Origin of the sequence: Massilia sp. Se16.2.3, from assembly GCF_014171595.1 — a bacterium.
In the GTDB taxonomy this organism is placed as follows: domain Bacteria; phylum Pseudomonadota; class Gammaproteobacteria; order Burkholderiales; family Burkholderiaceae_D; genus Telluria.
The window spans coordinates 4,448,201-4,462,402 of the sequence record NZ_CP050451.1 but is presented as its reverse complement, the minus strand read 5'-3'; the positions used below and the strand labels follow the sequence as shown (position 1 = coordinate 4,462,402).

Here is a 14,202-nt window from a genome sequence, read left to right as displayed (position 1 = left end):
ATCTCCGGTACAGCAGCCGGATTGCCGGTGTGGATCGCGGGCGACCCGGTGCGCCTGGCGCAATCGGTGGGCAACCTGCTGCACAATGCCGCCAAGTTCACGCCCAAGGGCGGCGAGATCGGCCTGGCAGTCACCCCGGACGGCGACAGTGTGCGCATCGACGTGCGCGACAATGGCATCGGCATCGCCGAGGACAACCTGCCGCGCATCTTCGGCATGTTCGCGCAGGCGGCGGTGCCGCCGGACCGCACCCGAAGGCCTGGGCATCGGCCTGTCGCTGGTATCGCGCCTGCTCGAGATGCATGGCGGCGAACTGCGCGCCGAAAGCCCCGGCATCGGGATGGGCAGCACCTTCACGGCCGAACTGCCGGTGCTGCGCACCAGCCGCAACGACTGCGCCGACAGCGAGGCGCAACCGGAAACGGGCAGCGCCGCCGGCCTGCGCGTGCTGCTGGTCGACGACAATGTCGACGCGATGGAGATGATGGGCTTCCTGCTGGCCGAGATGGGGCACGAAACCTGGACCACCTTCGACGCCGGCCGCATCGAGGCGATGGCGCTCGAGCACAAGCCGCAGGTGATCGTGCTCGACATCGGCCTGCCCGGCGCCGACGGCTACGAGCTGGCGCGCATGCTGAAGCAGCATCCGCAGCTGCGCCATATCCGCCTGGTCGCGCACACCGGCTACGGCTCGCCCGAAGACCGCCGCCGCGCGCTGGAGGCGGGCTTCGATGCGCACCGGTCAAGCCGGCCGAGCTGGAAGACCTGGAAAAGGCGCTGCGCGGCTAGCGCGCCTGGCCGCCCCTTGCTCTGAAGCTGTTCCCAGACGCTTGGGTGGATGGGGGGGCGAAGCGAGGGCGGCCATGTCGCCTTTGTTCTATATTGCCTTGCTGACACGGTTAGAATGGCTTCATGCGCCATCCGACCGCTTTCCACGCCGCCCGTCCGAGCCTGCGCTCACCAGTCACCCGCATCTGGCTGCCCGGCGCCGGCGCGGCCGGCTTCGTCTATGCCTTCATCGCCCGCGATGCGCGCGGCTGTGGCCTGGAAGGGGCGGCGCGCCTGAACCGCTTTCCGGCCGGCGCCTACTGTTCGATCAACTGGTTCCTTGACGGCCGCGTCGACATCGTCGCGCATGGCGGCGATACCGTGCGCCGGCCGGTCGCGCGCTGCGCGGTCGGCGGTTGCCAGACGGCGCCTTTCGCCAGCGAGAACGAGGGAGACGTGCACGCCTTCATCGCCATGTTCTACCCGGATGCCTTTCATGCGCTGTTCGGGGTCGACCTCGCGGCGCTGCAGAACCGTTTCGTCGACGCCCTCGAGGTGCTGCCCGTGCATGCCACGGCACTGCTTGACGCCGTATTCGCGGCGGGCGACGACGACGCGCGCCGCCGCGCCATCGAGGACTTCGTCGCCCGCCACGGCCAGGCCGCGGCGCTGCCGGTCTGGACGCGCATGCGCCGCCTCGGCGGCCGGCTCACGCTGGCGCTGGCCAGCAAACTCCTTGGGGTAGGCCCGCGCCAGCTGCAGCGGGTGGCGCTGCGCCAGGCCGGCGCCAGCCTCCAGACCACGTTGCGCCTGTGGCGTGGCCAGCGCAGCTTCCTGCTTGCGCAACGCGCCTACTTCGCCGGGCGCAAGGTCGACATGGCCGACCACGCGCTCGCCAACGACTACGCGGACCAGTCGCACATGGTCCGCGATTGCAAACGAGACCGGACGCACGCCGATGCAGCTCGCGCGCGACGTCGCGCTGGAAGAAGCCGACTGGATCTACCGACTGGAGCTCCCCCTTGATGAAGACACACCTGACGACCCGCTTGACGACACCCCCGACGACACGGCCCCCGGCCCGCGTGACCACGCCTTCGGCATGCGCAGCCTGCGCCGCATGGGCCGCGACTTCCTCGGCTTCTGGCGCGATGAGCATGCGCGCCATGGCGACGCCGTGTACGTGAAGTTGGGCCACATTCCCTATTACTCGTTCCGGCATCCGGACCAGATCCGCGCGGTGCTGGTCGAGGAGGCGGACGCCTTCGTGCGCTGGGAACGTCACGTCGAGATCCTGGCCCAGCTGCACGGCCAGAGCGTGCTCGTCTCCGAGGGAGAAGAGTGGCGCCGGCAGCGCCGCATGCTGCAGCCGGCTTTCAATCCGCGGCGCTTCGATGCCTACGCGGGACGGATGACGGACGGTATCGCGGGCACACTCGATGCGCTGCCCGGCGGCGCGGTCGACTTCGAGCACACGATGAACATGCTGGCCGCGGACGTCATCCTGCGCACGATGTTCAGCGCCCGCTTTGCCGACGCGGACCACGGCATCGGTACGCGCGAAGTCGAGCGCGCCGTGCGCACGCTGGTCGATGCCGGCTACCGCGAGATGTTCCTGCCCTTCGCCTTGCCCGGCTGGCTGCCTTACCCGGGACGCAACGAGAAGCGCGCGGCGCTGGCCCTGCTGGACGACCTGGTGCGTGCCCACATCGGGCGCCGCCGCGCCGCGCCGGACCTGGGCGACGACCTGCTCGGCATGCTGCTGGCGGCAAGCGACGAGGAAGGGGAGGGAGAGGAGCGCGGTGCCATGCTCGGCGACGATGGCGTGCGCGACCAGCTGATGACGACCTTCCTGGCCGGCCACGAGACCACGGCGGCGGCGCTGACCTGGGCCGGCTGGGCGCTGGCCGCGCATCCCGACGTGGCGGCGCGTGCCACGGAGGAAGTCGACCGGGTGCTCGGCAATCGCGTGCCCGGTTACCGGGATGTTGCGGAACTGCCCTGTCTCGGCAGCGTCGTGAAGGAAGTGATGCGCCTGTATTCGCCCTCGCCAGGCGTGCTGGCGCGCCGCGCCACGCGCGACGTCCGCATCGGCGACTGGCTGGTGCCGCAGGGGAGCGTGGTCTCGATCCTGTCGGTGCTGCCGCATCACGACGCGCGCTGGTTTACGCAACCGGAGCACTTCGACCCCGACCGCTTTCCCGGCGAGGCGGCGAAAGGCATTCCGCGCGGCGCCTACCTGCCCTTCGGTACCGGCCCGCGCGTCTGCATCGGCAGCAGCTTCGCCACGGTCGAGATGACGCTGGCGCTGGCCATGCTGCTGCAGCGCTTCACCCTGCGCCCGGCGCCGGGCCAGGATGTCCCGGTGCCGCGCATGGGCGTGACGATGCGGCCGGCCGGCGGGCTGCGCCTGCTGCTGGAACGGCGCGTGTCGAGCGGGCAGCCGGCAGCGGTGCCAGTTCGCGCTGCCGCAGCGGGCGCAGGGGCCTGTCCTTTCCACGCCGCCTCATGAACGGCCTGCGCCGCGTCCATCGCGGCAGCGCCATCGTGCTGGCGCTGTATGCGCTGGTGCACCTGGCGAACCATCTCGCCGCGCTGGACGGCGTCGCCAGCCACATCGCCTTCATGGACGCGGTGCGTGGCCTGACCCGGGTGCCGGCCGTCGAAGCGCTGCTGCTGGCCTGCGTGCTGGTGCAGGTGGGGACGGGCCTGGCATTCCTGCTGCGCCGCCGCGGCGGGCCGATGCCGCCCTTCCTGCGCATGCAGGCGGTTTCGGGCGCCTACCTGGCCTTCTTCCTGCTGGTGCATGTGTCCTCGGTCCTGGCGGGGCGCTTCGTGTTCAAGCTCGATACCAACTTCCATTACGCCGCGGCCGGCCTGCACCTGGCGCCTTTCCATTTTTTTTCGTGCCCTACTATGGCCTGGCGGTGCTGGCGCTGTTCGTCCACCTGGCCGGCGCGCTGCACCTGCTGGTGCGCGGGCGCGTCGTTGCCGCAACGCGCGTACGCATGGGACAGGCCGGCGCCGTGCTGGGCCTTGTCGTGGCCGGACTGATCCTGGCGGCCTTTGGCGGCCTGCTGTATCCGGTCGTCATCCCCGACGCTTACCTGGACAACCTGCGCGGCTTCCTGCCCTGAGGACGCGCAGCCCGCCGAGGAGCGCGGCCGTGAACTTTCGGCCGGCGCCCGGCTCTTAAGCGAACGGGCCCGCGGATTGCCATGGCCCGCAACGACCAGGGGACCGTCATGGCAGACGCAGGCAGGAACAGCACGCCGCTCGTGCTCGCATCGGCGCAGCTGCGCCGCAATTCCGCGGCCGAGGTGGTGCAGGCCAAGGCGCCCTGGCGCGAAGCGGTGCTCGAAGGCTACCGGCGCCGCAACACCACGCTCGACGCGCTGTTCTACGACATCGGCGTGATCACGCCTGCCGAGGCGGCTGCCGTCGCGCCCTGGCTGGCGCGCGAGGGAGCGCTCCTGATCGTGCCACCATCGCAGGCCGGGCGTCTGCGCATCTGTCCCGATATCGAGGACTTCGCCGCCAGCGGCGGAACCGGCATGCGCATCCTCGCGGTGGCCGGCGTCGGCAGTTCGGCGCTGGGAACGGCGGCGTTCGCGCGCAACGTGGCCGACGCGTTCGGCGAGCCGGTGGCGGCGCTGGTATCCGGCTACGGCCTGGCCGACATGCTCGCCGAAGCGGCGGGCGGCTGGTACTGGTTCGGCACGCTCAACCGCGTGCGCCATCTGTTCGAGCAGTTCGACGACCTGACGCGCGGCACCGCCTTCGAGATCACCCATCCGCGGCCCTTCAACCTGGCGCGTACCAGCCTGGACACGCGCACACTGTGCCAGCTGCTGGCCGACCGGCGTTTCCGCTTCGCCCTCCTGACCGGGCATTCGAAGGGCAACCTGGTGATTTCGGAAGCGCTGTATGCGCTCCAGGGCACAGGGATGGACGGCGACCTGGCCGAGACCGCGATCGTCACGATCTCGGCGGCCATTGCCATGCCGCCGCGCTACCGCCGCATCATCGACGTGATGGGAGAACTCGACTGGTTCGGCGCGATGAATTCGGACCCGGCGATCACCGTGGAGGTGCGCCCGGCGCAAGCCTGGCACCATACGAACACCGACCTGGCCTGCCATTTGCCGGTGCGGACAGTGCTTGCCGGTTTGCGCGGGCGGCCAGCGCTGGCGATGCTGCAGTAGCGGGCCTGTTTACTGGCCCAGGCAGATGATTTTCGTCGCGTACTCGCGCGCGTTTTCCTTCTTGCGGTTGGCCCAGTCGATCACTTCCTGCGCCTCTTCGATCGTCATGACCGTGGCCTTTTCCTTGTTGCGGATGAAGGAGACGCCCTCGAACTTGCCTTCCTTGCTGCGCATGACCTTGGCAAACACGGGCGGCTTCCTGCCGTCGTCGGCAAGCTTGTTCTGTTGGACGAGATAACGTTGGTCGAGCGGTTCCATGGCGGCAGGGGAGGGGGCAAAAGCCGTATTCTACCCTTGCTTGCCGACGCCTCAACGAAAAACGCCCGCGCGAGGCGGGCGTTCGAAGGGAGCAAAACGAGCCTTACTTTTCCGTGACGGTGAATTCGCCGAACTGCTTGAGCTGGGCGCTCACTGCCTGCGGATCGCCAACCACGACGATCGACTGCGACTCCGGCGCGAAGTACTTCTTCGACACGTCGCGCACCTGCTGCGGGCTGACCTTCTGGATCCGCGGCACGTACTGGCCGAGGAATTCCGCCGGCAGGCCGACCAGCCAGTTCTGCGCCAGCGTGCCGGCCACCGCGCCCTGCAGCTGGTTGCTGATCAGGTAACCGCCGGCGACATAACGCTTGTTCATCGTCATTTCGTCCGCCGGCACCATCTCGCTGCCGATGCGCTTGTACTCGTTGAGGTATTCAAGCAGGGCCGCACCCGTGACTTCGTTGCGCACATCGGCGCCGCCGACGATGGCACCGCCCGCACGGTTCATGCGTGCGCCGGCCGAGGCGCCATAGGTATAACCCTTTTGCTCGCGCAGGTTGATGTTCACGCGGCTCGAGAAGCCGCCGCCGAGGATGGTGCTGGCCAGGCGCAGCGGCACCTGCTCGTCGGCGCTGGCGGCAATCCCGGGGCCGCCGACGCGGATGGTCGACTGCACGCTGCCTGCGCGCGAGAGCAAAATGCGCGCCGGCCTGGCGGGCTGGCTCGGGGCCGCCACGTCGGCCAGTGCCGCGCCTTCGGCCTTCCAGTCGCCGAACGCAGCCTGGGCCAGCTTCATCGCCTCGGCCTCGCTGATGCGGCCGGTGATCACGAGCAGCGCGCGGTCGGGACGGAAGCGCTTCGCATGTTCGGTCACCATCATCTCGCGCGTCGTCGAGGTGATCGCTTCCGCGGTCGGCTGGGTGGCCGTAGGGGTGCTGGCCGTACACGGCCTGGCTGATGGCGCGCTCGGCGCGGAAGCGCGGCGTGGCCTCGGCGGCGCGCAGCTGCTGCAGCGCGTTGGCCTTGGTCAGTTCGACTTCCTTTTCCGGGAAGCTCGGCGTGCGCGCCACTTCGGCCAGCAGCGCCATCATCGGGCCAGCCTGCGAAGCGAGCGCATTGGCCTGGACGACGATGCCGTCCGACGCCGGGCCGGCGGCCACCGAGCCGCCCATGCCCGGGCCGCTTCGGCGATCGCGCGCGAATCGCGCTTGGCGCTGCCTTCGTTGATCATCCCGGCGAGCAGGTTGGCAAAGCCGGGATGGGCGCTGTCGTCGGCGGCAAAGCCGGCACCGCGCACGGCCAGCACATAGTCGACGCGCGGCAGGCCACGGCGCGGCACCACCCAGACGGTCATGCCGTTGGCGAGGGTCTTCTTGGCGATCTTCGGGGTCGGGATCGGCTTGTCCTGCCGTAGGCGGGCATGGCGGCCAGCTTGGCTGCCGGTGCGGCGGCTTTCGCGCTGGACTGTGCTTCATCGGCGGCAGGCGCGGCAAAGGCGGCGGGGGCGAACATCATCGAGATCGCCAGTGTCAGCATCAGTTTGTTCATCGATGCGCTCCTTATTTCTTGTCGCCGGCGGCCGTTGCGGCAGCTGGCGTGGTGGAAGGTGCCGCAGGCGCCGGCTTGGCTGCCGGCTTGCGGTCGATGACGGTGCGGTTGGTCTTGACCAGGTAAGTGGCGGCCACGCGCTGCAGGTCCTGCGAAGTCACGCCCTCGATCCAGCCCGGGATCTTGTTGACCACGTTCGCGTCGCCCCAGATGGTCTGCAGGCGGGCGACGGTATCGGCGCGGTTGATGAAGCTTTCCAGGCCGTTGTTCCAGTCGGCCAGCATGCGCGTCTTCACGCGCTTCAAGGTTGCATCGTCGACGCCGTCCTTGACGACCTTGGCGATTTCCTCGTCCATCGCCGCCAGGATGGCGTCGGCGTTGGTGGTGGGCTTGTACATCGCGTAGATGGTCAGCGGCGTCGGGCCGCCGTATTCCCACGGGCTCACCAGGCCGAACAGCGCGTCGACGTTCAGCGCCAGTTCGCGGCCCTTGACCAGGCCCTGGTACATGGTCGACGCGTCGCCGCCGGCCAGCAGTTCGGCCAGCACGGCCACCGGTGCCTGGTCGCGGCTGCCGCGTTCCGGCACCTTCCAGGCCACGGCCACGGCCGGCACCTGGGCCAGCGCGTCGCTTTGCTCGATGCGCTTTTCGGCCTTGTTCAGCGGCTCGGAGAAGTCGCCGCTTTTTGGCACCGGACGGGCTTTGATGCCGCCGAAGTACTTCTGGGCCAGTGCGAAGCCCTGGGCCGGGGTCACGTCGCCGGCGATGGCCAGCACGGCGTTGTTCGGACCGTAGTAGTCGCGGTGGAAGCTGCGCACGTCTTCCAGGCTGGCGCCTTCGAGGTCCTCGAAGCTGCCGTAGCCGTCATGGTTGTTTTCCCACTTCTGGAACGCATGCTGGCTGATGTCGATCCACATGAAGCCGCCGTAGGGCTGGTTCTTCACGTTGACGCGGATTTCTTCCTTGACCACGTCCTGCTGGTTCTTCAGCGTCGCGGCGTTGAAGTCGAGCGTCTTCATGCGGTCCGCTTCCAGCCACAGGATCGGCTCGAGCGAGGAAACCGGTGCGGTCTCGATGTAGTTGGTGAAGTCGGGACGGGTCGAACCGTTGTTGCGGCCACCGCCGCCGGTGATCGTCTTGTCGAAGACGCCCTTCGGCGCGTTCGGCGTGCCCTGGAACATCAGGTGTTCGAACAGGTGGGCGAAGCCGGTGCGGTTCTTCGGCTCGAGGCGCATGCCGACGTGGTAGACGACCGAGACGCCGACGGTCGGCGAGCTATGGTCTTCGGTGACGATCACGGTCAGGCCGTTGTCGAGTTTCTTGGTGTGGACGGGCAGGTCCCAGCGGTCGCTGGCGGCCGAAGGTGCAGCCGAAGGCGTGGCGGAAGGTGTCGCGGATACCGCTGACACCGAGAGGCTGAGCCCGGCCAGCAGGGCGGGAAGTTGGCGCATGCGCATTGATGACCTCGGAAATAGAGCTGAGTCGAATAATGGGTTGAGTCGAAAAACGGCCGCAACGGCGAACGCGCGGCGTCATCCATCTTAGCGTAGCGGCATGCTAAAAAGTAATTTTTTACGTATGCATGTTAGTGTAGAGAAAGGTAAGACGACGGATTCCGGCGCCGTTTCTGTCGTCTGGTCCGCCAATTCTGCAGTCTGTCGCATTTGCGCGCGCCGCAAGGGGGCGGTTGTCATAATGCAGATATTGTCAAACTGTTCAAGGATGGCCAGGCTCGATCTGGCCGGCCGTGCGGGCAGTCGCGTCACAGCAGATACGGAGAACATCGCATGATCAAGTCTTTCAAACCCCGTCTGGCGGGCCTCGGCCTGGCGGCCCTGGCGCTGGCGCCCCTGGCCGGCGCCGCGCCCTTCGGCGAGCGCGCGCCCGAGGTCGCGGGCGAACAGCGCCAGCTCGATGCGCGCATCGTGCGCGTGCGCGTCGATGGCGTGATCGACCTGCGCGTGCGCCGGGGCAGTCCGGCGACGCTGTCGCTGAGCGGCGACCCGCGCTGGATCGCGCGCCTGACAGCGATGCAAAGCGGCGACACCCTGAACCTCGGCAGCGAGATGGAAGGCGTGCGCATGTCGCGCCAGAGCCCGGTGCGCGCCGACCTGGTGCTGCCGAACCTGCGCGAAGTGAGCTCCGAAAGCCTGGGCGTCACCGAGATCACGGGCTTTCGCGGCGAGGAGCTCGAGCTCTCGCTGGACGGCGCCGGCTCGATGCACGTCAACAGCGACTACCGCATGATCACGGCCACCCTGAGCGGCGTCGGCAGCATGAAGCTGGTCGGCCTGCGCAGCGAAGGCATCAGCCTCGACCTGCAGGGCGCTGGCTATGTCACCCTAAGCGGACGCAGCCGCTGGCTCAAAGCGGAGCTGGGCGGGCTCGGCGGGCTGGACGCGCAGGCCTTTGCCGCCGACAGCGTCACCCTCGAGCTCTCGGGCCTGGGCAACGCCACCGTCACGGCCCACCAGAGCGCGAACCTGAACCTGTCGGGCATGGGCTCGGTCACAGTCTACGGCAAGCCGCTCAACCGCAAGGTGAGCGTGGACGGCCTGGGCAAGGTCAGCTGGAAGTAACCGGCAGCAGCCGAAAGGGCAGGAGAGCACCGTCGCCGGCGGCGACATGGATGAGGCGAAGTGACCGGTATCACGCACGAGACAATGAAAAAACTTACCGTAGCGATCCTGCTGGCGCTCGGGCTGGCCGGGGCGGCGCAGGCCGGTTTTCCCGAAGGAGCGAGCGCCTATAACGCACGCAACTATGCGCTCGCCCTGAAAGAGGTCACGCCCCTGGCGCGGGCCGGCAACCCCGAGGCCCAGCATTTGCTGGGACTGATGTACTACATGGGCCGCGGCGTCGCGCGCGACTACAAGCAGGCCTTTGCCTGGCACCTGAAGGCGGCCCAGCAGGGCAAGGCCGATGCCCAGTACGTCGTCGGCGCCATGTATTACACCGGCAACGCCGTGCCGGTCGACCAGAAGCATGCCGTCACCTGGTTCCGCAAGGCGGCCGAGCAGGGCCATGCCGAAGCCCAGCATGCGCTGGGGCTGATGTACCGCTACCACGTCGCGGGCGTCCCGGCCGATCCCGTCATCGCCTACATGCTGTGGAACCTCGCGGCGGCCAGCGGCAACAACAACGCGGTCAGCCAGCGCGCGGCGATTACCAGGCAGATGACGCCCGAGCAGATCGAGGAAGCGCAGGCGCTGTCGCGCACCTGGAAGGTGGGTACCAGCCTGCCGACCCAATCGAAAACAGGCGGAAGCTAGATGGAAACGACACCCGGCACCTGGCTGGCGCGCCTGCAGGCCTGGTGGAACGCACGCCGGCCGCGGCGGCTCGATGAACTCATTGCCGTCGAGTTCGACGCGAACGAGGCACGGGTGATTGCGCTCGACACCGCCCAGGCCGAGTGGACCCAGCGTTTCGGCTGGCGCGATATCAGCCGCGTCTGCTTCCAGGACGAAGGCATCTACGCATCGGACATCCTGGTCATCGAACTCGGCGAGGGCAGGCGGCCGGTGATCGTGCCGATGGAGGCCCGTGGCGCCGACGCCTTGCTGGCCAGGCTGATCGGCCGCGGCCATTTCCCCGAACAGACCTGGCGCGCGGCGATGGGGAAACCGGCGGCGCGGTGCATTGCTGGCCGCCGCGCGACGCCTGAGGAACAAAGGGGGAGCCCAGGCGCACCCCGTCCGGTATCGTACGCGCCGGTCAGTCGCGCCCGGCTTTTCGCCGTACGGCGCAGACGGCCAGCAGACCCATGCCGACCAGCGCGACCGTTGCCGGTTCCGGCACCTCTCCCCCCTGCGTTGCGGCATGGGCGACGTAGCGCAACGCGTTGACGCGCAGCGCTTGTGCATCGGCGTAGGGGCCGTGGAAGTTGGTCGTGGTCTCGCCGCCGAAGGCAACGAAGCCTTTGCCAAACTGCATGGCGCCGAACACGGTGCCGCCGTCCCCGCTGGCAATCAGCTTGCTGATCTCGCCGCTGACGGTGGCATGGGCGAAGGAGGTGCCCCAGTACGAGGTGGTCAAGCCGCCCTCGGTCAGGCCGGCGGCCACGCCGGCGTCGGTCACCGTCACGCTGCCGGCATAGCCAGGGTAGTTCAGGCGCACGCCGAAGCCCATGTCGAAGGAGCCGCCGACGTTCGGTGCCGCGTTCAGGAACAGGCGCCCGCCCGCGGCGACCCAGTTGGCGATGACGGCGCTGTTATTGGCCAGGAAGCTGGCGAAGTCGACCGCATTGCCGTCGCCGCCATCGAGGAAAACGAAATCGGCATCCTCGAATACGCCCGTGGAAAATCCCCAGCGCTTGGTCCAGTTGCCGGCACCGAAGGCGCTGTCCATGGCCCTGTCATTGGTGGCCGAGTTCCAGGGGTCGTTGGTGCCGGTGCCGTAGTGGATGGTGCCGGCCTGGGCGGCGGAGCCCATCAGCAGGAAGATGGCAGCGGTGATCAATGGCTTGATGTTCATATGGTTCCTGGCGGGTTAAGGGAATCGGCACGTCCTGCGCAAGCTTGCCGCGTCGCTGCGGCGGTGTCGGCGGACGCTCCTGGCCGGGCTACCATATAGCGATCATGTTCCCCCGGGAAAGCATCCGAGGTTGCCAATGATTTGCGTCAAGACAGCCGCGCAAGGCAGGCGCGGCTGTTGGCATTTTCGACACAGCCGGAGCCTGCCGGAGGCATGCGCGCCTCCGGCAGCTGATCGTCTTCTACCTTATCGCCCTACTTCGCTTGCGCCGGTTTCAAGGCCGCCGTGCCCACCGAACGGAACAGGGCCAGAGGCACCGCATTGCCCATTGCCTGGTAGCCGAGGTCGCTCGGGTGCAGGTGGTCGCCGCTGTCATAGGCCGGCAGGAAGCGGCTCGGGTGGGCCGGGTCGCGGGTGGCGAGGTCGAAATCGATGACGCCATCGAACTCGTCGCTCGAGCGGATCCAGTTGTTCACGGCCTGGCGCACGACTTCCTTTTCGGGCGAAAAGTAGCCGGCGCCTTCGAAGGGCGTCAGCGTGGCGCCGAACACGGCGATGCCTTTCGCGTGGGCACGGGCAATCACCTGGCGATAGCCGGCAATCAGTTCCTCGGCCGTAATCGAAAGCGACCCGGGACCCGTCACCGTGCTGTTGCCGATGTCGTTGATGCCGATCATCAGGGTCAGGTAGCGCACGCCCGCTGTGGCCAGCACGTCGCGGTCGAAGCGCTCGAGGATGGAGCGGCCCGCCACCAGGTTGGCCGGGTTAATGCTCAGCAACCGGTTGCCGCTGATGCCGCGGTTGACGACCCCGATGCGCCCGTTCAGGCCGGCCACCGGGTCGCGCACGGTCTGCAGGCGCCGCGCCAGCCAGTCGGGCCAGCGGTTGTTGGTGTCGACCGTGCTGCGGGTGCCGTCGGTGATGGAATCGCCCAGCGCGACGATGGCCGGGCCGCTGCCTTCGACGTCGACCTCGGTGAGAAAAAAAGGCCAGCTGGTGATGGTGCGCTGCACGGGCAGGGTGGCGGCGCCCGTGAAATCGCCCGGCAGCGAGACGTAATTGGTCTGCAGGGCGGTGCCGTGGATGGTGTTCGCCTCAACCGTGCCTGGCAGGTAAAGGCTGATGGCGAGGTCGCCCAGCGCCGGCACGTTCAGCTCCACCGGATCGGACAGCGCCGGGGCGCCGGCCGGAATCGTGATCGTGCTGCGGCCGCTGAAGGTGAGGGCGCGGTCGCTGCCTGGGGCGACGTCGGAGCCGGAGGCACGCACGCCGATGCGCGCCGCGCCGATGGTCAGCGGCACCGTGCCGAACTCGTTGGACACGCGGATGCGCACGCGGTTGCCGCCGATGCTGGTGTGGACGATCAGGCGCAGGGTCTGGTTGCTGAAGGTCTGCAGGCTGGCGGCGGGTGGCGGGCCGGCCGGGGCCGTGCCCCAGGTGCCGACCCAGCGCTCGCTCGTCCAGTCCCGGGCGCCGGCGCGCGGGACGGGCAGGGTGAGGGCGATGGCCAGCGCAGCGCCGCCAAGCAGCATGCCGCGGCGGCGCCGGTCGGCCGGCAGGGGCTGGGAAAACAGCGCCGCGGTGCGGCGGACGACGTCAAGCAGGGCAGAGTACATGATCTCGCTCCTTCGATGGTTGGTCGGGACGGCTCGTATGCCTGAGCTCGCGTCCTCCAATCTATGCGGCGCGAATAGGGGCGACAAGGTGGTTACAGTCGAGTTCGTTGTGCCAGCTCTAAAGTTCCCCAAAAAGCTCATGCGTCAAAGCATTTGCTTGCGTTTGAGCACAGGAATTGGAAATAGAGGAGCTCGGAAGTGGTTGCTCAGCAACGAAAACGGCGGGGAAAAGGCTGACGTACAATGGCGCTTTTTCATGGAGCCGAACCATGCGCGCAATCGAAATCACCCAGCCCGGCAAACCCGAGGTCCTGCAGCCCTGCGAGCGGCCCCTGCCGGTTCTGAAGGATGGCGAGATCCTGATCCGCGTGCATGCGGCCGGCATCAACCGTCCCGACGTGCTGCAGCGCCTCGGCCACTATCCGGTGCCGCCGGGTGCATCCGACCTGCCGGGGCTGGAAGTGGCGGGCGAGATCGTCGACGGCATTCTTGCCGGCAGCGGCTTCGCGAAGGGCGACATGGTATGCGCGCTGGTGCAGGGCGGCGGCTATGCCGAGTATTGCGCCGCGCCCTTGGCACAGTGCCTGCCGGTGCCAGGCGGACTCAGCGCCGTCGAGGCCGCCTCGCTTCCGGAAACCTTCTTTACCGTGTGGACCAATGTGTTCGACCGCGCGGGACTCTCCGAGGGCGAGACGCTGCTGGTGCAGGGCGGTACTTCCGGCATCGGCGTGACTGCGATTCAGCTCGCCAGTGCCCTTGGCCACCGGGTATTTGCCACTGCCGGCAGCGATGAGAAATGCCGCGCCTGTGAAGCACTCGGCGCCGAGCGCGGCATCAATTACCGGAATGAAGACTTCGTTGCCGTCGTCAAGGACCTGACCGGCGGGCGTGGCGTGGACGTCGTGCTCGACATGGTGGCGGGCGACTACGTGGCGCGCGAGATCGACTGCCTGGCCGACGACGGCCGCATCGCGCTGATCGCGCTGCTGGGCGGGGCGAAGGCAAACGTCGACCTGGGCCAGGTGCTGCGCCGGCGCCTCTCCATCAGCGGCTCGACGCTACGGCCGCGGCCGGTGGCGTTCAAGGCGGCGATCGCGCAGAAACTGCGCGAGCGGGCATGGCCGTTGATCGAGCAGGGCCGGATCAAGCCGGTGATCTACAAGACCTTCCCGCTGGAGGAAGCCGCGGCGGCGCATGCGCTGATGGAGTCGAGCACGCATGTGGGAAAGATCGTGTTGCAGGTGGTGTGAGGCTGGCGGGTACGCGAACGACATTGGCCGGTGGCCGCGCTGCCATCTGCATGCGGTGAGACCGCGTGGACTCGAGAG

16 protein-coding genes and 2 pseudogenes are annotated in these 14,202 nt (G+C 68.1%); 9 read left to right on the top strand and 9 right to left on the bottom strand.

Features of this window, described 5'->3' with window-relative positions; genetic code table 11:
- Window positions 1-27: 27 nt before the first annotated feature.
- The 6 genes and pseudogenes from G4G31_RS28675 to G4G31_RS20335 all read left to right on the top strand — a co-directional run.
- Window positions 28-189 (top strand): annotated as a pseudogene (locus tag G4G31_RS28675) (sensor histidine kinase); the annotation flags it as partial.
- Window positions 173-814 (top strand): response regulator, encoded by a 642-nt coding sequence (locus G4G31_RS28670; protein ID WP_182989136.1) that lies wholly within the window; start codon window positions 173-175, stop codon window positions 812-814. The pseudogene G4G31_RS28675 and the gene G4G31_RS28670, both read left to right, overlap by 17 nt.
- A gap of 98 nt (window positions 815-912) precedes the next feature.
- Entirely contained in the window at window positions 913-1,794 is an 882-nt protein-coding gene (locus tag G4G31_RS20350; RefSeq protein ID WP_182989135.1) for a DUF6597 domain-containing transcriptional factor, read from the top strand.
- Window positions 1,727-3,280, top strand: coding sequence for a cytochrome P450 (locus G4G31_RS20345; protein ID WP_182989134.1), 1,554 nt, complete (start codon window positions 1,727-1,729; stop codon window positions 3,278-3,280). Before G4G31_RS20350 ends, G4G31_RS20345 begins: the two co-directional genes overlap by 68 nt.
- Window positions 3,277-3,822, top strand: a complete 546-nt coding sequence (locus tag G4G31_RS20340; protein WP_182989133.1) for a hypothetical protein — start codon at window positions 3,277-3,279, stop codon at window positions 3,820-3,822. Before G4G31_RS20345 ends, G4G31_RS20340 begins: the two co-directional genes overlap by 4 nt.
- A gap of 191 nt (window positions 3,823-4,013) precedes the next feature.
- Window positions 4,014-4,973 (top strand): hypothetical protein, encoded by a 960-nt coding sequence (locus tag G4G31_RS20335; RefSeq protein WP_182989132.1) that lies wholly within the window; start codon window positions 4,014-4,016, stop codon window positions 4,971-4,973.
- A gap of 9 nt (window positions 4,974-4,982) precedes the next feature.
- Here G4G31_RS20335 and G4G31_RS20330 read toward each other — a convergent pair whose 3' ends face one another.
- The 6 genes and pseudogenes from G4G31_RS20330 to G4G31_RS20320 form a co-directional block, all read right to left on the bottom strand.
- Window positions 4,983-5,231: a hypothetical protein gene (locus G4G31_RS20330; protein WP_182989131.1), complete on the bottom strand. Its 249-nt coding sequence runs from the start codon at window positions 5,229-5,231 to the stop codon at window positions 4,983-4,985.
- A 103-nt stretch (window positions 5,232-5,334) separates the two neighbouring features.
- Complete coding sequence (locus tag G4G31_RS26990) at window positions 5,335-6,114, bottom strand: pitrilysin family protein (protein ID WP_229425150.1); 780 nt, start codon at window positions 6,112-6,114, stop codon at window positions 5,335-5,337.
- A 97-nt stretch (window positions 6,115-6,211) separates the two neighbouring features.
- A pseudogene (locus G4G31_RS26985) lies at window positions 6,212-6,406 on the bottom strand (insulinase family protein); the annotation flags it as partial.
- Window positions 6,322-6,588, bottom strand: a complete 267-nt coding sequence (locus tag G4G31_RS26980) for a hypothetical protein (RefSeq protein ID WP_229425149.1) — start codon at window positions 6,586-6,588, stop codon at window positions 6,322-6,324. The gene G4G31_RS26980 and the pseudogene G4G31_RS26985, both read right to left, overlap by 85 nt.
- Window positions 6,585-6,782, bottom strand: a complete 198-nt coding sequence (locus G4G31_RS26975) for a hypothetical protein (RefSeq protein ID WP_229425148.1) — start codon at window positions 6,780-6,782, stop codon at window positions 6,585-6,587. Before G4G31_RS26975 ends, G4G31_RS26980 begins: the two co-directional genes overlap by 4 nt.
- Before the next feature lie 11 nt (window positions 6,783-6,793).
- On the bottom strand, window positions 6,794-8,233 hold the full coding sequence (locus G4G31_RS20320; protein WP_229425147.1) for a pitrilysin family protein: 1,440 nt from the start codon (window positions 8,231-8,233) through the stop codon (window positions 6,794-6,796).
- A 336-nt stretch (window positions 8,234-8,569) separates the two neighbouring features.
- Between G4G31_RS20320 and G4G31_RS20315 the strand changes: the two genes are divergently transcribed.
- Together G4G31_RS20315 and G4G31_RS20310 are read left to right on the top strand one after the other, a co-directional pair.
- Window positions 8,570-9,361: a GIN domain-containing protein gene (locus G4G31_RS20315; RefSeq protein WP_182989129.1), complete on the top strand. Its 792-nt coding sequence runs from the start codon at window positions 8,570-8,572 to the stop codon at window positions 9,359-9,361.
- An 84-nt stretch (window positions 9,362-9,445) separates the two neighbouring features.
- Window positions 9,446-10,054: a tetratricopeptide repeat protein gene (locus G4G31_RS20310; RefSeq protein ID WP_182989128.1), complete on the top strand. Its 609-nt coding sequence runs from the start codon at window positions 9,446-9,448 to the stop codon at window positions 10,052-10,054.
- A 203-nt stretch (window positions 10,055-10,257) separates the two neighbouring features.
- On the opposite strand, the gene G4G31_RS24715 is transcribed toward G4G31_RS20310, so the two are convergent.
- The 3 genes from G4G31_RS24715 to G4G31_RS20300 form a co-directional block, all read right to left on the bottom strand.
- Entirely contained in the window at window positions 10,258-10,425 is a 168-nt protein-coding gene (locus G4G31_RS24715) for a hypothetical protein (protein ID WP_210283917.1), read from the bottom strand.
- 74 nt (window positions 10,426-10,499) lie between these two features.
- Window positions 10,500-11,258 (bottom strand): PEP-CTERM sorting domain-containing protein, encoded by a 759-nt coding sequence (locus tag G4G31_RS20305; RefSeq protein WP_182989127.1) that lies wholly within the window; start codon window positions 11,256-11,258, stop codon window positions 10,500-10,502.
- A 254-nt stretch (window positions 11,259-11,512) separates the two neighbouring features.
- Window positions 11,513-12,874, bottom strand: a complete 1,362-nt coding sequence (locus G4G31_RS20300; protein WP_182989126.1) for an SGNH/GDSL hydrolase family protein — start codon at window positions 12,872-12,874, stop codon at window positions 11,513-11,515.
- Between the two features lie 269 nt (window positions 12,875-13,143).
- Between G4G31_RS20300 and G4G31_RS20295 the strand changes: the two genes are divergently transcribed.
- Complete coding sequence (locus G4G31_RS20295) at window positions 13,144-14,124, top strand: NAD(P)H-quinone oxidoreductase (protein WP_182989125.1); 981 nt, start codon at window positions 13,144-13,146, stop codon at window positions 14,122-14,124.
- Window positions 14,125-14,202: the final 78 nt, after the last annotated feature.

Excerpts from the sequence above, each read along its gene's own strand:
- G4G31_RS26990 (WP_229425150.1), bottom strand. The coding sequence starts at position 6,114 with ATGATGGTGACCGAACATGCGAAGCGCTTCCGTCCCGACCGCGCGCTG.
- G4G31_RS26975 (WP_229425148.1), bottom strand. The coding sequence starts at position 6,782 with ATGAACAAACTGATGCTGACACTGGCGATCTCGATGATGTTCGCCCCC.
- G4G31_RS20330 (WP_182989131.1), bottom strand. The coding sequence starts at position 5,231 with ATGGAACCGCTCGACCAACGTTATCTCGTCCAACAGAACAAGCTTGCC.
- G4G31_RS28670 (WP_182989136.1), top strand. The coding sequence starts at position 173 with ATGGCATCGGCATCGCCGAGGACAACCTGCCGCGCATCTTCGGCATGT.
- G4G31_RS20345 (WP_182989134.1), top strand. The coding sequence starts at position 1,727 with ATGCAGCTCGCGCGCGACGTCGCGCTGGAAGAAGCCGACTGGATCTAC.
- G4G31_RS20350 (WP_182989135.1), top strand. The coding sequence starts at position 913 with ATGCGCCATCCGACCGCTTTCCACGCCGCCCGTCCGAGCCTGCGCTCA.
- G4G31_RS20310 (WP_182989128.1), top strand. The coding sequence starts at position 9,446 with ATGAAAAAACTTACCGTAGCGATCCTGCTGGCGCTCGGGCTGGCCGGG.
- G4G31_RS20295 (WP_182989125.1), top strand. The coding sequence starts at position 13,144 with ATGCGCGCAATCGAAATCACCCAGCCCGGCAAACCCGAGGTCCTGCAG.
- G4G31_RS20340 (WP_182989133.1), top strand. The coding sequence starts at position 3,277 with ATGAACGGCCTGCGCCGCGTCCATCGCGGCAGCGCCATCGTGCTGGCG.
- G4G31_RS20320 (WP_229425147.1), bottom strand. The coding sequence starts at position 8,233 with ATGCGCCAACTTCCCGCCCTGCTGGCCGGGCTCAGCCTCTCGGTGTCA.
- G4G31_RS20315 (WP_182989129.1), top strand. The coding sequence starts at position 8,570 with ATGATCAAGTCTTTCAAACCCCGTCTGGCGGGCCTCGGCCTGGCGGCC.
- G4G31_RS26980 (WP_229425149.1), bottom strand. The coding sequence starts at position 6,588 with ATGACCGTCTGGGTGGTGCCGCGCCGTGGCCTGCCGCGCGTCGACTAT.
- G4G31_RS20300 (WP_182989126.1), bottom strand. The coding sequence starts at position 12,874 with ATGTACTCTGCCCTGCTTGACGTCGTCCGCCGCACCGCGGCGCTGTTT.
- G4G31_RS20335 (WP_182989132.1), top strand. The coding sequence starts at position 4,014 with ATGGCAGACGCAGGCAGGAACAGCACGCCGCTCGTGCTCGCATCGGCG.
- G4G31_RS24715 (WP_210283917.1), bottom strand. The coding sequence starts at position 10,425 with ATGCACCGCGCCGCCGGTTTCCCCATCGCCGCGCGCCAGGTCTGTTCG.
- G4G31_RS20305 (WP_182989127.1), bottom strand. The coding sequence starts at position 11,258 with ATGAACATCAAGCCATTGATCACCGCTGCCATCTTCCTGCTGATGGGC.